We start from the raw sequence: 19,211 nt of genomic DNA, 5'->3' as shown, positions 1-19,211 counted from the left end.
GCCCCTAATCATAACCGGTCATTTGGTAACATGGACTCGTTTCGCCAGTTTAAGCAGTTGGGCGCTGATATGGATACCTTCATTGTTGATCGCATCAAGATTAATCTCAAAACTGAGTCGATTATCAGTTTGCACCAAGCCTATCATGCCGCCTTGATCGACGAAGTTCGGTTTGTCGCTGACGGTGACTACCGGCAAACCTTTTAGCTCCCGGATAATTGCAGCCGCATTTATGGATGAGTCGATAAAAACCATGTGACAGTTTTTCAAGTCATTACCGTTGATAGCGCGATGTATATCCATGGGTTTGCCGCCGATGGTTTTGCTTTCCAGCACCAACAGGCTTTCGCCTAACTGATCGTTATCTGTTGTGCATAAGCGGTAAGACTTCTGGTTGGTGGCGGCCTCTGGCCAATCAATAAACTTGAAGAAGTTGTACAAAAAAGCGGTTTTTACCGCAGCCTCACTGCCGTACTCAGCCTGTGCCTGATCGGTAATAGCTATTGTGAGCAGCAGGGCCAGCATCAATCGGCTAAAGAACGAGGAAATATTTAACATGGCGTTAAACATTCCAGTTTCTGATGACCAAGGTTACCAGCAAAAGCATGGCTTTCAATTTGACCGGTAAAACAGTCGCGTATTAGATTCATAATTGACGGCTCAAATTAAAAGGTGACTTGTAATTTGAGCCGAAACTCGCGCCCGTTCATCGGCAGGATGTTTTGAGTGATATCGGCGGGACCGGTGCCGCCCAGCATTTGATAGTGAGTATTGAGCAGGTTATAAGCTCCAATCGAAACATACAGTCCTTGCATGATACGGTCAGAGCCGAGAGTCAGGTTGAGGAGATCATAGGCATCCGCAACGCCGCCTTGCAGGGCCCGGCGTTCGCCGATATAAATATTTTCAATGCCCAGATTGGCAAAGTTATTGAACAAAGGTTCGGCGTAATGCAATTTGAAGAGGTTCTTTGGCGAGCCGAAAGCCCATATGCCGCCATTGGTTTCGTCAGTCAGGCGGCTGTATGTGTAGGAAGCCTTGAAGAAACGTCCGCTATCCCAGCGCTTTTCAGCTTCCAATTCCCCGCCAATGGCGTGATAGCGCCCGATGTTGATAAATTGCCCGTTGGCGCCATAACCAGGATCAATGATTTGTTCCAACATTTGAGTCATATCGTTGTAAAACAGGTCGCCGATTAATTTCAGGCCGGTTGTTGAGTGCCACTCGATGACGCTTTCATAGCTTTTGATCCGCTCTTCGTAGTTATTGGGATTGGCAGTCACTGCGCTGAGGTTGTAGTCCTGCTCCCAGACATTGGGTGCACGGAATGTAGATCCGTACAGTAGTTTGAACGTGGTGCGTTCCAAAGGACTCCAAATCAACCCCAGGCGCGGGTTGAGTTGCAGGCGTTTCAGCATGTGGGTATAGTCCAGCCGCACGCCGGCACTGAAGATTAAATCGTCAAGAATCTGTATGTCGTCCTGGCCGTATAGCTGGGCGCGATTGCCCTGGCGATTGCTGTCTAGATAGTTTACATAGGGAGCAATGTCGTAATTGAATATGTGCTGGCGCTGGTCGTATTGATATTCCAATCCCAGCATCAAGCGGTGGCCTTTAACAACCGTGCTGGTCAGTTGCGCCTCGCCCCCCCACCAGCGGCCGCTGGCTCCGTCGTAATTGATAACCTGGCCGTTATTGTCATAGGGTTCGCTGGCGGAATAGTCGTAACCTTGGTAAGAGCCTTTTAGCATGACTGAGGTTTTATCGGTCAGGGCTTTTTGGTATTTAAGATTGCCGAAAAACTGCTGGTCATTAGTATGAAAATCCGGATCGTTAAACAGCGCTTGATAAGATGCCGTCGGCACCTGTTTGAATCGACCGACAAAACCGCCCATCAGGGTAAATTCTTGGAACTGAACCCTTCCAAACAAACGGTCTGCATGCTCGGCGTCCATGTTGCTGGCGAAGCCATTGTTGGTGGCCGGGTTGTTGAATTCCGGGTAATACAGGTTTGCTGCACCGGCACTGCCGTAATGTGATGCCGAAAATAGAATATCGGCCCCGTTATCCAGTTTTTTGCCGTAACTGACTCGACCTTTGTAAGTATTGAAGCTGCCCACTTCGCCGGCCAGTTGGGCGCCATTGATGGCGTGGCCTGTTTTGGTGACGACGTTGATTAAGCCCGAAAAGGCATTGGCGCCGTAAATCGACGAACCCGAACCGGGGATAAATTCGATGCGATCGACCAGATCCATATCCAGCATGAACTCCTGGCCCAAGAAGCCGCTGTCGAAGATATTTTCGTTCATGCGCTGCCCGTCGATCATGAACAGTACGCGGGAGTTATAATCGTTGGGGTGCATAAATCCCCGCACGCCCAGATAGCTGTAGTTGCGGTCGTTACTCGTGTATAACCCGCGTATGGCGTTTAATGCTTCAGACAGGGTGCGCCAGCCAAAGGTGCGAATATCCTTGGCGGTCAGCACTGACACCGAAGAGGGGGCCTGGCTGGCTTTTTGGCCCAACCGTGACGCGCTGATCACCTCGACATTCAGCAGCTCTTCGATGGAAAGAGCCGTTAAATCCTCAGTACTGGCTGCAACTTGAGTGCTGAGGGCTGTCAGGATGATAGTTATTATTAGACAGCGCATTGTTTTGATAGATGTTTCGGCCCTGTCATTATCTCTTTAATCAATGATGATCGGCGTTATATAAATAAAATTTCATAGAATCATTGATATACAAAGATATCTTTCGATATTTTTTGCTATAAACGCTTCATTTTTGCGATAGCAGTCTACACTGCGTTAAAAATAGAAAAATGTCATCTATTGATATAACAACGCCGACATAGTGAGGCTGCCCTTTGAGTTCCGGTTTTCTACCGGGGCAGTATCTCCCGTTTAAAATCTACTACAGAAAGGGGATAACTCAGGTAAAAACCTTGCACATTCTCACAGCCGAGTTGTACAAGTTGATCGAATTGGTCCTCCGTTTCAACACCTTCGGCTAGCACTTGAATGTTTAAGGTCTGTCCCAGCTGGACAATCGCCTGAATAATGGCTTTATCTTCCTGTCGTCCTTGCGATAGATCGCTGACAAATGACTGATCGATCTTGAGCTTGTCTACCATAAAGCGTTTGATGTAATTAAGAGAGGAATATCCGGTGCCAAAGTCGTCAATGGCAAATGTTACCCCCAGTTTTTTGAGCTCTGCCATGACTTTCGCAACGGCCTCGATATCCACCATCAGGGTGGTTTCGGTTAATTCCAGTTCCAGGTAATAGGGGTCGAGGCCGGATGATGCGAGAGCCGACCGAACCGATTCCACCATGTTGCCCTGCTTGAACTGTACGGCCGATACATTGACGTTGATGGTCAATTTTAATCCGGCATCATGCCAGATACGGTTCTGACGGCAAGCCTCGTGCAGCACCCAATCGCCTATCGGCACGATCAGGCCGATGTCCTCTGCCACAGGGACAAATTTGGCTGGAGGCACCTGCTCACCTGTAGGTTTTGTCCAGCGCAGCAAAGCCTCAGCCCCTACCAGTTGACGATCTTTAGTGGAATATTGCGGCTGATAATGTAGGCTCAGCTCACCTTTTTCGAGAGCGTGGCGCAGGCCATTCTCCATGTTTTGGCGATCTATTGAGGCGATATTCATGTCGCTTGAAAAGAAACGAAAAATATTGGACCGCTGTTTTTTGGCCACATACATGGCCGTATCCGCTTTATTGAGCAGCCCGTCGAAATTCATGCCGTCCACCGAATAAATACTAATGCCGATGCTGAATGAAGTGTTGAGATGCACGCCATCGATATCGAAGGGTTCATTAATTCGTTGCAAAATTTTCTCAGCGATCTGCGCCACTGCATTTCTATCATGCAAATCAGTCAGCATAATAATAAACTCATCCCCGCCCTGACGGCAGATACTATCACCCTCACGCAAGCACCTTACCAAGCGAGTTGCCACGCCCTGCAACAGACGATCGCCGATATCGTGCCCCATGGTGTCGTTGATCTGCTTGAATCGGTCGAGATCGAGAAAAAGCAATGCCACTAAGGTGTTATTGCGAACTGCGTGCACAACAGCCTGCTCAAAACGATCTCGCAACAAGGTACGATTGGGAAGCTGGGTCAACGCATCGTGGTGCGCCAGATATTCGATTTTAGCCGCCGCTGCCTTGCGTTCGGCGACATTGGAGAAGATGGCGATATAATGGGTCAGTCTGTTATGTGCATCACGTACTGTTGAAATGCCGAGCCAGACTGGAAAAAAATCACCGTCTTTGCGCCGGCTCCACATTTCTCCCTGCCAATAACCTGTTTCATTGAGCGTCTTCCTGATGCCGTTATAAAAAGCTGTGCTGTGACGATCTGATGCAAGTAATTTTGGATCTTTGCCGATCACTTCGTCTGAAAGATATCCGGTGATACTGGTGAAAGACTGATTAACTTCAATGATCTTATTGGAAGCAGTACACACCAGGATGCCTTCACCGCTGTTCTCAAAGACATTCGCCAGCAGCTTTAGACGTTCTTCATTCTGTTTCAAATGGTCAATGTCTGTGTATGTTCCCAACATGCGCACGGGCCTACCCGACGAATCCCGTTCAATGATGCTGCCGGTGGACAAAATCCATTTCCATGACCCTTCCGCACAGGCTTGACGAAACTCCGTTCGATATTCAGGCAGTTCCCCGGCTATATAGGATTGATAGGTTTTTTCCACGGTGTTCCGATCCTCCGGATGCAGCCGATCCAGCCAGGCTGCATTGGTTTCCTCAAATGTTCGAGGATCGTAGCCCAGCATATGAGCGTACTCATCATTGACGATCATTCGCCCTGTCCTGATATCTAGGTCATAGAACCCCTGATGAGCGGCGCGCATCGACAATCGCAAGCGTTCTTCGCTAATCCGCAGTTCATTGTTCCGCGCATAGGAATTCATTACGAATTGCAATCGATGAGCCAGCAACGGCCAAGTGATGGGTTTATGAATAAAATCAGCCGCACCCATCGCAAATATTCGCTCAATCGAGTCGCTGTCTTCCACCCCGGTGAGCATGACTACCGGCACTGTAATACAGCACCCCGGCAGACGTTCCCGTAAAACATCAAGACAGGCGAAACCGTCCATATCAGGCATGACGATATCAAGTAGCACCAGATCCGGGGCATGCTCAATCGCCAGCGCGACACCCGTTACGCCATCTTCCGCCTCAATAAGCTCGTAACCATGGGGAGACAGCGTTCTCTGGATCAACAGTCGCGTCATCGCATCATCGTCGATCACTAATATCCGCATTACATGTTTCCTTTTAAAAACATCCGTATAAACTGGCTAAACTTCGGACGGTATCTATACAAAATGACCCTGTCTTTATGGAATTTATGTTGCATTCAAGTTGGAGCGTTTAAAGGTAAAACAAAATCAATCATTTTGCCTTTGTGGAAGCAAAATAGCGGGGACTCAACATTTTGAACCCCCTGATTTATTAAAATAACCCGGTGATTTTGCCGTTATCATCAATATCGATTCTTTCCGCGGCAGGAACTTTGGGCAAGCCGGGCATGGTCATCATATCGCCTGCAATCGCTACAATAAAGCCGGCGCCGTTTGCCAGCCGAACGTCCCTGATTTCAATGACATGCCCGGAAGGCGCGCCTTTGGAATTAGGATTGGTTGAAAATGACATCTGGGTTTTCGCCATGCAAATAGGGAACTTGCCGTAATCCGCTTCCCATGCAGCCAGTTGCGCTTTGACCTTGGCGTTTGCAGTGACACTGCCTGCACCGTACAGCTTGGTGGCAATGGTTTCGATTTTTTCCCAAAGGCTCAGGTTTTCATCATAGACGTAGTTAAATCCGGGTTCGCGGTTATCGGCGATAGCGATGATTTCTCTGGCCAGTTCTTCGGCACCCGCGCCGCCTTCGGCCCAATGTTTGGAAACTACGCATTTTGCGCCCAAGGCTTCGCATTTTTTCTTCAGCAAGGCGATTTCCGCATCGGTGTCGAACGTGAAATGATTAATGCATACGACGCAAGGCAAGCCGTAATGGTGGGTGATGTTGTGTAAATGACGTTCAAGGTTTTCAAAACCTTGTTCAAGGGCCGCCAGATTCTCCTGGTTTAATTCTTCTTTAATCACGCCGCCGTGGAATTTAAGCGCTCTTACCGTAGCGACTAATACTACTGCCGATGGCTTGAGTCCGGCCATGCGGCATTTAATGTCGAGGAATTTTTCAGCGCCCAAATCGGCTCCGAAACCGGCTTCGGTCACCACATAATCGGCCAGTTTCAGCGCGGTTTTGGTCGCGGTTACGGTGTTGCAGCCGTGGGCGATATTGGCAAACGGTCCGCCGTGAATAATCGCGATATTGTTTTCCAGCGTTTGCACCAGATTCGGTTTGATTGCGTCTTTTAGCAGCGCCGCCATAGAACCTTGTGCGTTCAGGTCACGCGCATAAACCGGCGTTACCCGGTCGGATTTATAGCCGATTACGATGCGGCCCAGACGTTCTTTAAGATCCGCACGACTGGTCGCCAGACATAAAATCGCCATGACTTCGGACGCGACCACGATGTCGTAGCCGTCTTCACGCAAATAGCCGTTGGCGGGGCCGCCCATGCCGACCACAATGTTACGCAAGGCGCGGTCGTTCATGTCGACAACGCGTTTCCATTGGATGCGCCGTGGATCAATGTCCAACTCGTTGCCGTGATTGATATGGTTATCGATCAACGCCGACAGCAGGTTATGCGCGACGCCGATCGCGTGAAAATCGCCGGTAAAATGCAGGTTGATGTCTTCCATCGGCACCACTTGCGAATAACCGCCGCCCGCCGCACCGCCTTTGACGCCAAAGCATGGGCCGAGTGAAGGTTCACGCAGGCACATCATGGTTTTTTTGCCGATGCGGTTCATCGCATCGCCGAGGCCCACCGTGGTGGTGGTTTTGCCTTCACCGGCCGGGGTGGGGCTGATCGCGGTGACCAGAATTAACTTGCCGTCCTGTTTATCGGACAGGCTGTTGACGTATTCCAGCGACATCTTGGCTTTATAATGGCCGTAAGGGTCAAGGTGTTCGGCATCAATGCCGTATTGTTCTTTAACCAAACCGATGATCGGTTTCATATTGGCTTGTTGGGCGATTTCTATGTCTGACATATGGTTGTTTTTCAAAAAAGGAGTTGGTTGAATTTTGGCTATTGACCATCTTTTAGGATTTGTAAGATGGCGCTTATTACTTTTTTATGTGAAGCATTTGTAAGTGCGGCTATGTTTTTATTGATCAGCGCTATATTGGCAGTGAATAGTTTGCCGGGGCGAACAAAACTGACCATGTTCAGGCCACCGTTTTTATAATCGACTTCATCAATGCGTATAGCCTTATCGTCGTTATATGATTTACTGGCGATTTGACACAATATCCAATCATCTCGTTGGGCATAGGCCAGCACTAACGCAGGTCTTAATTTCGCGTGGCTTAAATCCGAAAATGGAAATGAGACAAAAACAATATCGGCTACTGATAACTCGCCCATGCCTCATCCTCTTCAGGCCGGTTCCAGTCGATTGCTAGTGCTTGTTCGCTTAACAAGGCGGATTCATGTTTGGATAGCAATGCTTGGCGAGCGACTTTGGCTTGCATGAACTCAATAAAATCGAACACTTCTTGCTGCATAGGCTCAGGGAGTGCGCTGATTTTTGCGGTTATTTCTTGAATAGAATGTGTCATCAAATTTCCCCTGTTCAAGTCTTCGGGTATTTAAAGTTACGCAGGTGAGATATATCAATGGATTAAATAGTTATGACAGCTTGATCGGATTTGAATATTAATTCTGTTTTTTTCTTTTTGGACATTTCATCTATCAATTTCTGTCTTGCTGCTCTGGCTCTTGGCACACTTGATGCCGCAATGTAACATTCTTTTTTACAATCGCGATGGTCAACAATAATAGGTCAATAGCTGGGTCGGGCATGCTGTCTATGCCCGACATTCCAATGTTTCAATATAACGGTGAATATTTGTAATTTTCGGCTAGCCAAAATGCCGGGCAACGAAAAGCAGTTGCCCGACCTACCCATTAACTATAAACCGGAAAGCGCGCGCACAGATTGCTGACTTTCTCGCGTACCGCTGCAAGCACATTTTCGTCTTCCATATTTTCCATCACATCGCACATCATATTGGCGATTTCGATCATTTCTGCTTCCTTGAAGCCGCGTGTGGTTGGTGCAGGCGTGCCGACGCGAATGCCGCTGGTTACGAACGGCGATTGCGGATCGTTAGGCACGGCGTTTTTGTTGACAGTGATATGCGCTTTGCTCAGCGCCGCATCTGCCGCTTTACCGGTGATGCCTTTGGCAATCAGCGAAACCAGCATTAAATGGTCATCCGTGCCGCCGGACACTACGTCAAAGCCGCGTTTCATAAACACTGCCGCCATGGCTTGGGCGTTTTTAATCACCTGTTGCTGATAAACGCGAAACTCGGGCTGCATAGCTTCTTTAAAAGCAACGGCTTTCGCAGCAATAATGTGCATCGAAGGGCCGCCTTGTATGCCCGGAAAAATATTGGAATCGATTTTTTTCTCCAGTTCCGGGTTGCTTTTGCACAGAATGAGACCGCCGCGCGGGCCGCGTAAGGATTTGTGCGTGGTACTGGTAACAACGTCCGCAAAGGGTACCGGATTAGGATATAAACCGGCTGCGATTAAACCGGCGACGTGCGCCATATCAACCACAAAATAAGCGCCCACTTTATCGGCAATGTCGCGGAATCGTTGCCAATCCCAAATACGTGAATAAGCGGAAAAGCCCGCAATAATCACTTTGGGTTTATGTTCCAGGGCCAACGCTTCAACTTGCTGGTAATTAATTTCACCTGTTTCAGGGTTTAAACCGTATTGAACAGCATTGTAGATTTTGCCGGAGAAATTGGGTTTAGCCCCGTGTGTTAAGTGACCGCCGTCAGCCAGACTTAATCCCAATATAGTATCGCCCGGTTGAATCAGCGCCATGAATACCGCCATATTGGCCTGTGAACCTGAGTGTGCCTGTACATTAGCGTAATCGGCGCCAAACAATGCTTTGGCGCGGTCGATGGCTAATTGCTCGACTTTATCAACAAATTCGCAACCGCCATAATAACGTTTGCCGGGATAGCCTTCGGCATATTTGTTGGTCAGTTGCGAGCCTTGCGCTTCCATGACCCGTGGACTGGCGTAGTTTTCAGAAGCAATCAGTTCGATGTGATCTTCCTGGCGTTGACGCTCTTCTTCCATTGCCTGGAATAATTCGTCATCGAAGCCTTGGATGGACATTGATTTTTTAAACATGGTGTTCTCCTGGAGTAATGTTTTTTTGTTTAAGGTGCAGGCTGGATCAGCACTATTTGCAGATCGGCGACATTGGTGCCAGTCGCGCCGGTATTCAGTAAGTCGTCGGATGCTTTTAAAGCGGTGTATGAGTCGTTATTTTCAAGCAGCTCGGCCGGATTTACGCCTGCCTGGGTCATACGTTTGATCGTGTTCGGATCAACGATGCCTCCGGCCGCATCGGTCGGTCCGTCGCGGCCGTCGGTGCCGCCGCTCAGGAAGATCCAGTTGCCGGTTAAGTCGTATTTTTCAGCGGCAAGCGCAAAAGCCAACGCCATTTCCTGATTGCGGCCGCCGCGTCCATTACCTTTTAAGGTGACCGTGGTTTCGCCGCCAGCCAACAGGGCTATGGGTTGGTTTGGTCGCTTTTCGGCGCACAGGGCGACTAAAGCCGCTGCTACAGTCCTGGCTTCGCCGCATAAATGATCGCTGTATAATTCGGTTTCGTAACCCAGTTTTTGCGCCGTTTGCATCATTGCATTGAGGCTGATGGTGTTGCTGCCGATCAGCGTATATGCGCTATGTTTAAATGCATCATCGCTCGGCTTGGGTGTTTCTGCAATATTGCCCAGTTTACCTTGTTCCAGATACTGCCGTATATTTGGTGGCACCTGATCCCAAATGCCTTTGGTTTTAAAAATATCGATTGCATCGGCGTAAGTGGTGCTGTCGGCTACAGTAGGGCCGCTGGCAATGGAGCTAAGATCATCGCCCAGCACATCGGACAAAATAAGCGCATGCAAATGGGCGGGCGCAGCCATTCGGGCCAAGCCGCCGCCTTTTAATTGCGACAAATGTTTGCGCACGCAGTTGATCTGGTTGATGGTCGCACCGGAGGCCAGCAGCAGATCGGTAGTGGCAATCTTTTCCTGTAAGGTGATTTGATCGGCAGGGTAGGGGATCAGCGCAGAACCACCGCCGCTGACCAGTACCAGCACCAGCTCATTTTCTTGCGCATTACGAACCCGTTCGGCAATGAGTTTCGCGCCGTTAAGCCCGGCTGTATCGGGCAGCGGATGCGACGCGCCGATCACGTTAACATTATCGATGCTTGTTACATTCTCATAATTGGTAACGGCTATGCCTCTGCCCGCCATCTGTCCGGCAGGAATGATTTCTTGCGCCGCATTTGCCATCGCACAGGCGGCCTTGCCGAACGCGATAAGATGGATTTTCGAATAGCCTTTAAGAAGTTCGGGCGTCAAATAGTGTTTAACAGCCTGGTAAGGATCAGCCGCAGCTATGCCTGCCTGAAAAATGCCGACGGCATCCTGCCTTATTGATGCCAGGGCGGCTTGATCTGCTAAAGGGTTCATTTCAGGTTCTGGGGCGTGCTTAGGCCATTTCCTTGGCTAACGCAAAGATATTTTCGGCATCGAAAACCTGCTTGTTGTCTTCGAATAACTTTGCGATACAGGCGCGATGTAGGGATAGTTTTAACGCTCCAAAACCGATAGCGCCCCAGATGATTTTGCCGTTACGAAGGTTGCCTTTGTCCATTACATCGGTGCCGCCGATGCCCAGCGGTGGAGTAGCGTTGGCATCGGCGATCATTTCGATGTTGGTATTGTGCTGCCATTGATCGGCCGAGAGCAATTCCACGCCTGCGGCACCGGTTGCAAAAACAATGTTGGCATATTCGATGGCCTTGGCGCGGGCATCGTTATCGAATGCTTCAATAGGGGTCAGGTTTACGCCAAAACGTGCTTTCATATTATCGCAGGCTTGAACGACGCGCTCCATTTTACGACCGGTCAATGTGACCTCTGCGCCTTCTTTAGCCAGCATCGCCGCAGCACGCTGACCTACCGGGCCGGTACCGGCCAGCACTACCGCTTTTTTACCGGCCAAAGTTCCGCTTGACGCCAGTTTGGCGACAGCGGCCGCGGCTGTGGTATTGCTGCCGTTGCTGTCGAGCATGACCGAAACCTGGAAGCCGGGAAAGAAGTGTTTTTGTACTGCGGCAAATAATGCCTGGCCGGCAATCATGTCGCTGCCGCCGACAAAAATGGCGGTGTTTTTCTTATCTTTGGGTGCACGGGTAAAGATCGTGCCTTCTACCAGAGCCGAGATATTTTCAGGCGTCAGTCCTCCGTGTCCGATAACATGATCTGCACCGCCATCATAGGCTACAACAGTATCGAAAACTGAAGGGTGAGTGTCTGTATCGAATTGGAATAACAGTTTTTTCATTAACTTACTCGTGATGGGTTGTTCTGGTATATGTCAATACGGTTATTAAACCGGCCTATTATACTCAATAAACAAAACACTGCCTTATTTAGCCGACTTCCTGTTCAGGCACGGTTTGAATTGCTGGCGTGTTTTTTGGATATGCTTGCTTGTAGAGGCTTATCTTCGTTATTATCTGCAAAAATGGATTTATGCTGTGGTTGTTGTGCGTTGTCGGCAAATTGCTCCGCATTGCTCTACCTCCCCTATCCGTGGGGTTGTGCCTCCGGCATCCATGCAGTCGTCGGGAATGGGCTTAGTTGTAATATTTTCCAGGATCTTGGTGGCTTTACCGAAATAGGCTCAGGAAAAAATATAAAATTAAAGGAAAAACAGATGAAATCACCCATTCATATCGCTGTAACAGGTGCCGCAGGCCAAATCAGTTATTCTTTGCTGTTTCGATTGGCAGCCGGTGCATTGCTGGGCAAAGACCAGCCGATCGTATTGCATTTGCTTGAAATTACTCCTGCAATGAACGCCTTGCAAGGCGTGGTCATGGAGTTAAAAGACTGCGCTTTCCCTTTACTGCATCGCATCGAAGTTACCGATGATCCCAGAGTAGCCTTTAAGAATGTCGACTACGCATTTTTGGTTGGCGCGCGGCCAAGAGGGCCGGGTATGGAACGCAAGGATTTACTGGAAGTCAATGCAGAGATTTTTGCAGTTCAGGGTAAAGCCTTGAATGATGTCGCAAGTAGAAGAGTAAAGGTCTTGGTGACGGGTAATCCGGCCAACACCAATGCCCTGATTGCGTTGAGCAATGCGCCGGATTTGAAGCCGGAGAATTTTTCTGCAATGACACGCTTGGATCATAACCGGTCGCTAAGCCAATTGGCTGAAAAATGCGGCGTGTTGCCGGTTGATGTAAAAAATATGACGGTTTGGGGCAATCATTCAACGACACAGTACCCCGACATCCATCATGCCAAAGTCAAGGGGCAAGATGCGTTGTCTTTGGTCGACAATGATTGGTACGTCAATGAGTTTATTCCTATTGTTCAACAGCGGGGAGCAGAAATCATTAAAGCCAGGGGCCAATCCAGCGCCGCATCGGCTGCAAATGCGGCAATAGGCCAGATGAAAACCTGGGCTTTAGGCACCGAGCCGGGCGATTGGGTCAGCATGGCGGTGTTATCGGACGGCATTTACAGCATTGAACCCGGACTGGTTTACTCTTTTCCGGTAACAATAGTTAACGGTGAGGTTAATATTGTCAGGGGTTTGGATATTAATGATTTCAGTCGGCAAAGAATGCGTATTACTGAGGTTGAATTAAAAGAAGAAAGGGATGCGGTTAAGCATTTGCTGGGATAAAAGGGCGGTATCCTATCATTCACCTGAAAGTGCATAATGGCTTCGTTACATGAATACGAAGAAAAAACACAGGCTTCGCGTTCTCCGGTAGATAAAGAAGCCAAGCCGATATGAGGGCATGCTTCCGAATCGTTCATATAGCTGTTGTACAAATCAGGGGATACTTAGGAATCATCTGGAAACTCACAATTGCTTAGTGGCATTGCCGCAGCGAACTCAATTAAGGACAGTCAGTTAATGTCCCCTATCATTCGATTCGACTGCGTATCGGTCACCGCGCACGAAAAAACGATTTTATCCGGTATCAGCTTTGAGATATTCCCCGGAGAAAAGGCCGTGTTATCCGGCAAATCCGGTTCCGGTAAAAGTAGCGTACTGAAAACCTTGCTGGGACTCCATCCTATAAAGTCGGGTACGGTTTACTTTCAGGAACAACCGCTAACCTCATCATCCATTCAGGTTATTCGAACCTGCACTGCTTACATTGGGCAAGAACCGATGCTGGGTGCGGAAAATGTGCGAGACGCCCTACTCTTGCCTTTTCAGTTCAAAGCACATCGCGATCATCGCCCAACGGAAGCGCAACTGATTGAGGTGTTGCAACGGCTGCAATTACCCGCGGGCATTTTATGTCAGGAAAGCAGTCGGATTTCCGGCGGCGAGAAACAGCGGATTGCGCTGGCTCGAGGCTTGCTATTGGGTAAAAAACTGTATCTGCTTGACGAGGTGACTAGTGCTCTGGATACGGAAAGCAAACAAGTCGTGTTCGATGTTTTCTCCGATCCGCACCTGACCGTTCTTTCAGTGGCTCACGACCCTGACTGGCTGGAACGTTGCGACATTGCTATTGAACTGGAAGCGGGTCGATTGATTCAGGTAAAGCGTCATGGAAACACTTGATATTGAACTGCCGCGGATGGCGCTACTTTATGGCCTCTGTTTGTTGCCCTGGTTGCTGCTCTGGCTGATTGGCTTGCGTTTGAGCCGCGATATCGGCATCAGCATCCTGCGCATGAGCATTCAGCTGGCGCTGGTTGGGATTTATCTGAAAATGTTGTTCGATCTTAACCATCCCTGGCTCAACGGCTTATGGATATTGGTGATGTTGCTGGTCGCCGATTTAAGTATTTTGCGGCGAGCAGGGCTTAAAGTGCGTTATTTCGTCCTGGCTACTTTTATGGCGATTGCTTCCAGCATACTGTTCTCGACCGCTTATCTGGTGGTTCTGGTCATACAGCCGACTCATTTTTACGACGCCCGTTATATCGTGCCTTTGGCGGGTATGATTCTCGGCAACTGCCTGCAAGGAAACGTCATCGCGTTGGAGCGCTTCTATTCGGCGCTAAGCAAGAACGAAAACGAATACGCGACCTTCCTGATGCTGGGTGCGACGCGTTGGGAAGCCGTGAGGCCGTATTTTCGGGATGCCGTTAAAGCCGCGATAAACCCGACCATTGCCGGTATGGCGACAATGGGCCTGGTCTCTTTACCCGGCATGATGACCGGGCAAATTCTGGGCGGCAGTGAGCCTTGGGTAGCGGTGAAATATCAAATCGCTATCATGATCTGTATTTTTACCAGTACCACAATCGCCTGCATTATCAATTTGAAATTCAGCCTGAATATTGCGTTCAACGCATTTGATGTGTTGAGGGATGAAGTGATTGATAAACCTTGATGGGTAGAAATTCTACCTTAGCGCTGATCAAGTCAATGGATGATTTACCGTTGTTGGGATTGAAAAATCCAATGTTAAAATTACATGGGCTTTACTTACTGCGTTTCTGTTGAAAAGCCCATTATCCGGATTATGTTTTTCCCGTGTCCTGTTTCGATTCGGCTTTTTTAACGCGGATTTTGTGACCGGCTACATCCGTACCGTTGAGGATATTCATTGCCGCCTTGGCCTCACCCTGCTTGGGCATCTCAACAAAGCCAAAACCCTTGCTGGAACCGGTTTCGTTGTCTATTACCAGAGTGCAGGACTGCACTGTGCCGTGGGCCTCGAATATAGCCCGGAGCTCTATTTCTGTTGTGGTGCGAGCGAGATTGCGTATCAGTAGTTTCATGGGGTTACCGTGTTTATTTCTAAGTGTAGGAACTATACAGCTTCTTAATAGGCTTTATTGCGCTAATTTCTTTTGGGCGTCAAATAGAGTTGGAAATTTGCCTGTCATATGGATGCGCTAGCGCTGTTTGGAGGATTTAATCCGAGCTAATACCGATTAGCAGTGGTATTTATAGCCCTCGGAATCCAATGAATATGGAGATATGAAACAAGTGGCGGGGCGGCTGTATTTATTCTTTCATCATCGGATTAAAGTGCGGAGTTTATATGCTAGACTGAAAATATTGGCATCGATCATTAAATAATTATGGGAATAGCTGAGTTTTGCAGTCCCAACGGTTTGACTGTATGTTATCGGTATTCAAGTGCAGTGGAAGCCACCAACTGCAAGCACTGTTAGGTTTTTTCTGCCTACAAAAAAGCAAAGAGGATAAAAATGTCTGAGATTCGATCAAATAATAATATTTTTATCATTGAAACTGACATGAAGGTGAGCCAAATCATCTATGCTTTGTCTAAGAAACGGTATGCCTATATTGTGTTACGCCACCCAAAACAGGAAGCCGGTAGTAACCGGTTTTACGTGTGTCGCCCGGCACAACTTTTATTTTGGATTAAGAATCCCGGATTGTTCCCGAATATACCTGATGATATTGATAGGTCTCCTCTTTCACCTCTGATTGATGAACTACTGAAAAATAATGATTCAGCAAATTACAATTTACCTTTGCTGGAGCTAATCCCGTTTCATGAAACTGACTCGGCCCTTGTCGTAAATAAAAAGATCTCAAGTTGGGATGAACGCTTTTACCAAGGTGGGTGGAATTCCGCTAATTTTCCAGTCTTATTGCAAGGTAACAATCCTCAATGTGTCTTTGAACCCGTTCAGGTTCAAGATAACAAATTGAGTAGCCTAAAAAACAGATTGTTCGGTTATATGGGCATCCCGGAAACAAGATACTCCTATCGTGGGATACCAACCGCTGATACGCTAGATTCTAAATCGTTCGGTTATGATGAACAGGAGGGGCTGAATGTTGGAACTGCGTCTTCTGCCGATACCGATAGAAAATCAATCCATCAGGCCTATCCGGACATTAAGGCGTCCAATGAGCATCCGGTCGCCGGTGATTCCATTGACTTGGAAGTCACCCTTGGAGACGCTCCAAGTTCAACAACCAGCGGGGCAGTTATACTTCCAGATGAAGCCCCCGAGTTTGTATTTAAGATGCGCGTACATTTGCTTTGCGCCGATACATCTGAATGGCAAGACCTCGACTATAGTCAAGCTAATGGCACGATAAAATCAGCAGAGTTCACGATAACAGCCCCCGATTTGACCCTCGATGCTAACGGAGATTATCCGGAACGGGAAAAATTGTTGGTTCGAGCCAATTTTTATTATGAAAATCGCTGGTGCGGTGAAGGGCGGCGATTTCTGGACTTACGTCTGGATGATTCTATTTCGTCATTAAAGAAGATTGCCAAACCACCTGAAAGCGGATGGCAGAAGTGCATCAATATTGAGCAAGGCGCGCAACCTGCTGATCTGTTAGTGCGTATTCAACATCGTCGGGGTAACGAGTATTTCTGGAGCTTCCTCTCGCCCCACCTTGAATTCACCGGAAACGCCGGGGCAAGTATGGAAATACCGGACGGCGCGGAAGCCTGGGTTAAGACTCTGCTGGAACCCTATGCCGGTGTTAATCTTACTGATGTGAAGCAGGCGAATGTCGAAGGCATTGGCGAAATTATCTACGCCAGTACGCCCAAAGCTTTCAAAGAAGTCTACTGGAAGCTTTTTAATGAAGCCAAAAACTTAAGTTTCAGTTTCAATAGCATCTTGTTCATTTCGGATGAATCGTGTGTGCCTTGGGAGCTTATGCGTATAGCTAATAAAGGCGTTCTACCGGAATTTCTGGGCATCCGTCACTCGGTCGGGCGCTGGATTGCCGAAGCCTCATTCCGCCTTGTCCAAAATATCAGTGTACAGACGTTTGTAGTGACGGGTTCGGGCTATCCTAATTTCCCTCCAATTAATCCACTTCCCTGGGTCGAGAGTGAGCTTGACTGGCTCATACAGCACTATAAAACTCAGCGTATCGCGTTACAATCGAAGCACATACTGGATTTTTTAGAAACCGGCACGGCACAGGCGGTTCATTTTGCTTGTCACGGCCAGAACTCAAACAAAAACTCTTTGCTGAATGAGTTGATAATGGAAGATTATCCTGAAAATATTACGCCTCTGGCTATTAACAGGGCGGAAGTTCAGAGAGGACTCGGGGCGCAGCATCCTATAATTTTTTTAAATGCCTGCCAAGCGGCAACAGCGGGGAATCAGCTTGGGCTGATTGTTGGACTCCCTGCCGCGTTTTTGGCTGCGGGTGCAAGTGCGGTAATCTGCCCGCTTTGGAGAATTAGCGACGCGCATGCAAAAGAAATTACCGAGCAATTCTACCGGGCGGCTTTCGCTCAGCCCGGCAAAACGCTGGGGGAAATTCTACAAACTATTAGGGAGCAATGGGAAAGTGAACACCACCTGACCTTCTTGGCTTATGTTCTCTATGGTGATCCGCAGGCTCGAATTGATTTTAATCCTCAACTATAAAGAGAGACGGCTATGGAAGACTTTGAATTAGAAGCAAACGAAGATCCGATTGAACTTGAGCAAGGTATAACGTTGGTCGCTCCCGGCCTATCCGGTTCTTGTCGTTATGTTGGTGTTCGCGTTCAGGGTACAACCCGCGCGTTGACAGCCGAAAAAACCGGATTGGATGAGGCAATTCAGGAGGCAAACCTGGAAGATCGCCATACGCTGGTTATTGAAGCGCCAACACCCGAGCCGGAAAATGAACAAGGCGGACGCGGCGGCGTATTCCAGGATGCTGTGAGAAACAATGAGATTTTATTGCAAGTTCCGGGGTATCAGGATGAGCGCCAGTTCCTCATGTACACCGATGAAGCCGGTATTATTTCTTTCCACTACCCTGAACCCGTTAAACCGGACCTGGCTTTACCTAGCACCCGTTCAGTCGAGGCAGCCGTTCAGAATCAATACCGCATAACTTTGCGCAGTGGACAGGATCAAAACCCGGCCGAATCCGCATCCGATTCGCGTGGTTTGTTTGGTAAAGTCGGCAGCAAGATACTTAAGATACTGGTCACCAAAGTATTTAAAGATCAGGCCGGTAAGGCGGTACATTGGACAATTCAGGAATGGGAAAATCGTTATAGAGCTTTTCAAGGCTTGCACGGTGGGCAAAACTTTACCGAATTGATGTCCAAGTCTCCTGTGCCCTTTGATAAGTGGGATGACATTCGCGATAAGAAAGCCCTGTTGTTTATACATGGCACCAGTAGCAGCACGGCAGGAGCATTTGCAGGGCTGCTAACATCCGGTATTCCTGATAGCTTGTATGAGCAGTATCAGGGGCGAGTGCTGGCCTTTAACCACCATACCATGAGCATTGGCGTTGCCGATAACGTTAAGCAGGTCTACGATGCTTTTGCCGGTCATCCTGGCAATTACACTTTTGACATTATCTGCCATAGTCGTGGCGGGCTGGTGGCGCGGGCCTTGAATCATCTGCCTGATGACTTTATTGCTCAACGGCTTGATGGCTGGCAACGTCCTCAGGGCGTCAACATAAAGGTTGATCGTATTATTTTCGTGGCTACGCCTAACGCCGGAACCGATTTAGCCCGTCCAGAGAATCTTTCGGCAATGATCGAACGGCTTGCCAACTTTGTTAATCAGTTCCCGGACGGTTTGGCCTCAATTAGTGGCGGCATGTTGTTGACGCTGGCATCGTCGATAGTTGATACAGGTTTGCCGTATGTTCCAGGCCTGGAGGATCAAAGCCCGGTCAGTAAATTGATTGCGGTTTTGCAGGACGACTCGGAACATGCAAAGCGTTACTATGGATTTGGCGCTGATTATGAGGTCACAGGAAATTTGCGAACCGTAGTTAAAGCCGGAGTGGATTCCGTGGTGGATCGATTATTTAGTGATAAAGCCAATGATTTGGTGGTTCCTACATTGGGCGTTTCGAATAATATCCGCTTTTGCCTGGATGCCGGCCAAGTCCATGATTTCAACGGTAGTCAGGTTTACCACACTAATTTCTTTTTTCAGGCGGAAATAAAAAAAATACTGGAATTTTTGGCAGAATGATCGGCAACGGATATAACGTTTATCAA

The 19,211-nt window shown here is 48.4% G+C and carries 15 protein-coding genes; 5 read left to right on the top strand and 10 right to left on the bottom strand.

The window, feature by feature from the left end:
• Positions 1–18: 18 nt before the first annotated feature.
• From V7051_RS15625 to V7051_RS15585, 9 genes are all read right to left on the bottom strand, one after another.
• Positions 19–558, bottom strand: coding sequence for a YfiR family protein (locus V7051_RS15625; protein WP_334181155.1), 540 nt, complete (start codon positions 556–558; stop codon positions 19–21).
• Between the two features lie 107 nt (positions 559–665).
• A complete protein-coding gene (locus tag V7051_RS15620) occupies positions 666–2,651 on the bottom strand; it encodes a TonB-dependent receptor plug domain-containing protein (protein WP_333876426.1) in 1,986 nt (661 codons plus the stop codon).
• A 230-nt stretch (positions 2,652–2,881) separates the two neighbouring features.
• Entirely contained in the window at positions 2,882–5,314 is a 2,433-nt protein-coding gene (locus V7051_RS15615; protein ID WP_333876428.1) for a two-component system response regulator, read from the bottom strand.
• A gap of 190 nt (positions 5,315–5,504) precedes the next feature.
• Positions 5,505–7,178 carry a formate--tetrahydrofolate ligase gene (locus V7051_RS15610; RefSeq protein ID WP_333876429.1) on the bottom strand — a complete coding sequence of 558 codons (1,674 nt, stop codon included), beginning with the start codon at positions 7,176–7,178 and terminating at the stop codon, positions 5,505–5,507.
• Between the two features lie 38 nt (positions 7,179–7,216).
• Positions 7,217–7,555, bottom strand: a complete 339-nt coding sequence (locus V7051_RS15605) for a type II toxin-antitoxin system PemK/MazF family toxin (RefSeq protein ID WP_333876431.1) — start codon at positions 7,553–7,555, stop codon at positions 7,217–7,219.
• The gene (locus V7051_RS15600) at positions 7,537–7,749 is read right to left on the bottom strand and encodes a DUF2281 domain-containing protein (protein ID WP_333876432.1); all 213 of its coding nucleotides are present in this window, start codon (positions 7,747–7,749) and stop codon (positions 7,537–7,539) included. Before V7051_RS15600 ends, V7051_RS15605 begins: the two co-directional genes overlap by 19 nt.
• Positions 7,750–8,098: 349 nt before the next feature.
• Positions 8,099–9,352, bottom strand: a complete 1,254-nt coding sequence (gene glyA / locus V7051_RS15595) for a serine hydroxymethyltransferase (protein ID WP_333876434.1) — start codon at positions 9,350–9,352, stop codon at positions 8,099–8,101.
• Positions 9,353–9,381: 29 nt separating this feature from the next.
• Positions 9,382–10,707: a glycerate kinase type-2 family protein gene (locus tag V7051_RS15590; RefSeq protein WP_333876436.1), complete on the bottom strand. Its 1,326-nt coding sequence runs from the start codon at positions 10,705–10,707 to the stop codon at positions 9,382–9,384.
• Positions 10,708–10,726: 19 nt separating this feature from the next.
• Entirely contained in the window at positions 10,727–11,584 is an 858-nt protein-coding gene (locus V7051_RS15585) for an NADP-dependent methylenetetrahydromethanopterin/methylenetetrahydrofolate dehydrogenase (RefSeq protein WP_333876437.1), read from the bottom strand.
• A gap of 375 nt (positions 11,585–11,959) precedes the next feature.
• Between V7051_RS15585 and V7051_RS15580 the strand changes: the two genes are divergently transcribed.
• The 3 genes from V7051_RS15580 to V7051_RS15570 all read left to right on the top strand — a co-directional run bounded on the left by V7051_RS15580 (position 11,960) and on the right by V7051_RS15570 (position 14,618).
• On the top strand, positions 11,960–12,940 hold the full coding sequence (locus V7051_RS15580) for a malate dehydrogenase (protein WP_333876438.1): 981 nt from the start codon (positions 11,960–11,962) through the stop codon (positions 12,938–12,940).
• A 237-nt stretch (positions 12,941–13,177) separates the two neighbouring features.
• Complete coding sequence (locus V7051_RS15575) at positions 13,178–13,840, top strand: ABC transporter ATP-binding protein (protein ID WP_333876439.1); 663 nt, start codon at positions 13,178–13,180, stop codon at positions 13,838–13,840.
• A complete protein-coding gene (locus tag V7051_RS15570; protein ID WP_333876441.1) occupies positions 13,827–14,618 on the top strand; it encodes an ABC transporter permease in 792 nt (263 codons plus the stop codon). Before V7051_RS15575 ends, V7051_RS15570 begins: the two co-directional genes overlap by 14 nt.
• A gap of 130 nt (positions 14,619–14,748) precedes the next feature.
• Here V7051_RS15570 and V7051_RS15565 read toward each other — a convergent pair whose 3' ends face one another.
• Positions 14,749–15,009 (bottom strand): RNA recognition motif domain-containing protein, encoded by a 261-nt coding sequence (locus tag V7051_RS15565; protein WP_333876443.1) that lies wholly within the window; start codon positions 15,007–15,009, stop codon positions 14,749–14,751.
• Positions 15,010–15,444: 435 nt separating this feature from the next.
• On the opposite strand from V7051_RS15565, the gene V7051_RS15560 reads away from it, so the two are divergent.
• Positions 15,445–17,619: a CHAT domain-containing protein gene (locus V7051_RS15560; protein ID WP_333876445.1), complete on the top strand. Its 2,175-nt coding sequence runs from the start codon at positions 15,445–15,447 to the stop codon at positions 17,617–17,619.
• A 12-nt stretch (positions 17,620–17,631) separates the two neighbouring features.
• A complete protein-coding gene (locus tag V7051_RS15555; protein WP_333876447.1) occupies positions 17,632–19,185 on the top strand; it encodes an esterase/lipase family protein in 1,554 nt (517 codons plus the stop codon).
• Positions 19,186–19,211 lie beyond the last annotated feature (26 nt).

Origin of the sequence: Methylobacter sp., from assembly GCF_036845245.1 — a bacterium.
In the GTDB taxonomy this organism is placed as follows: Bacteria; Pseudomonadota; Gammaproteobacteria; order Methylococcales; family Methylomonadaceae; genus Methylobacter_A.
The sequence above is the reverse complement of the archived record's forward strand: the minus strand, read 5'-3'. Positions and strand labels throughout refer to the sequence as shown.

Coding starts and splice junctions, on each gene's coding strand:
- V7051_RS15615 (WP_333876428.1), bottom strand. CDS start 5,314: ATGCGGATATTAGTGATCGACGATGATGCGATGACGCGACTGTTGATC.
- V7051_RS15570 (WP_333876441.1), top strand. CDS start 13,827: ATGGAAACACTTGATATTGAACTGCCGCGGATGGCGCTACTTTATGGC.
- V7051_RS15600 (WP_333876432.1), bottom strand. CDS start 7,749: ATGACACATTCTATTCAAGAAATAACCGCAAAAATCAGCGCACTCCCT.
- glyA (WP_333876434.1), bottom strand. CDS start 9,352: ATGTTTAAAAAATCAATGTCCATCCAAGGCTTCGATGACGAATTATTC.
- V7051_RS15605 (WP_333876431.1), bottom strand. CDS start 7,555: ATGGGCGAGTTATCAGTAGCCGATATTGTTTTTGTCTCATTTCCATTT.
- V7051_RS15555 (WP_333876447.1), top strand. CDS start 17,632: ATGGAAGACTTTGAATTAGAAGCAAACGAAGATCCGATTGAACTTGAG.
- V7051_RS15560 (WP_333876445.1), top strand. CDS start 15,445: ATGTCTGAGATTCGATCAAATAATAATATTTTTATCATTGAAACTGAC.
- V7051_RS15625 (WP_334181155.1), bottom strand. CDS start 558: ATGTTAAATATTTCCTCGTTCTTTAGCCGATTGATGCTGGCCCTGCTG.
- V7051_RS15610 (WP_333876429.1), bottom strand. CDS start 7,178: ATGTCAGACATAGAAATCGCCCAACAAGCCAATATGAAACCGATCATC.
- V7051_RS15585 (WP_333876437.1), bottom strand. CDS start 11,584: ATGAAAAAACTGTTATTCCAATTCGATACAGACACTCACCCTTCAGTT.
- V7051_RS15590 (WP_333876436.1), bottom strand. CDS start 10,707: ATGAACCCTTTAGCAGATCAAGCCGCCCTGGCATCAATAAGGCAGGAT.
- V7051_RS15580 (WP_333876438.1), top strand. CDS start 11,960: ATGAAATCACCCATTCATATCGCTGTAACAGGTGCCGCAGGCCAAATC.
- V7051_RS15575 (WP_333876439.1), top strand. CDS start 13,178: ATGTCCCCTATCATTCGATTCGACTGCGTATCGGTCACCGCGCACGAA.
- V7051_RS15620 (WP_333876426.1), bottom strand. CDS start 2,651: ATGCGCTGTCTAATAATAACTATCATCCTGACAGCCCTCAGCACTCAA.
- V7051_RS15565 (WP_333876443.1), bottom strand. CDS start 15,009: ATGAAACTACTGATACGCAATCTCGCTCGCACCACAACAGAAATAGAG.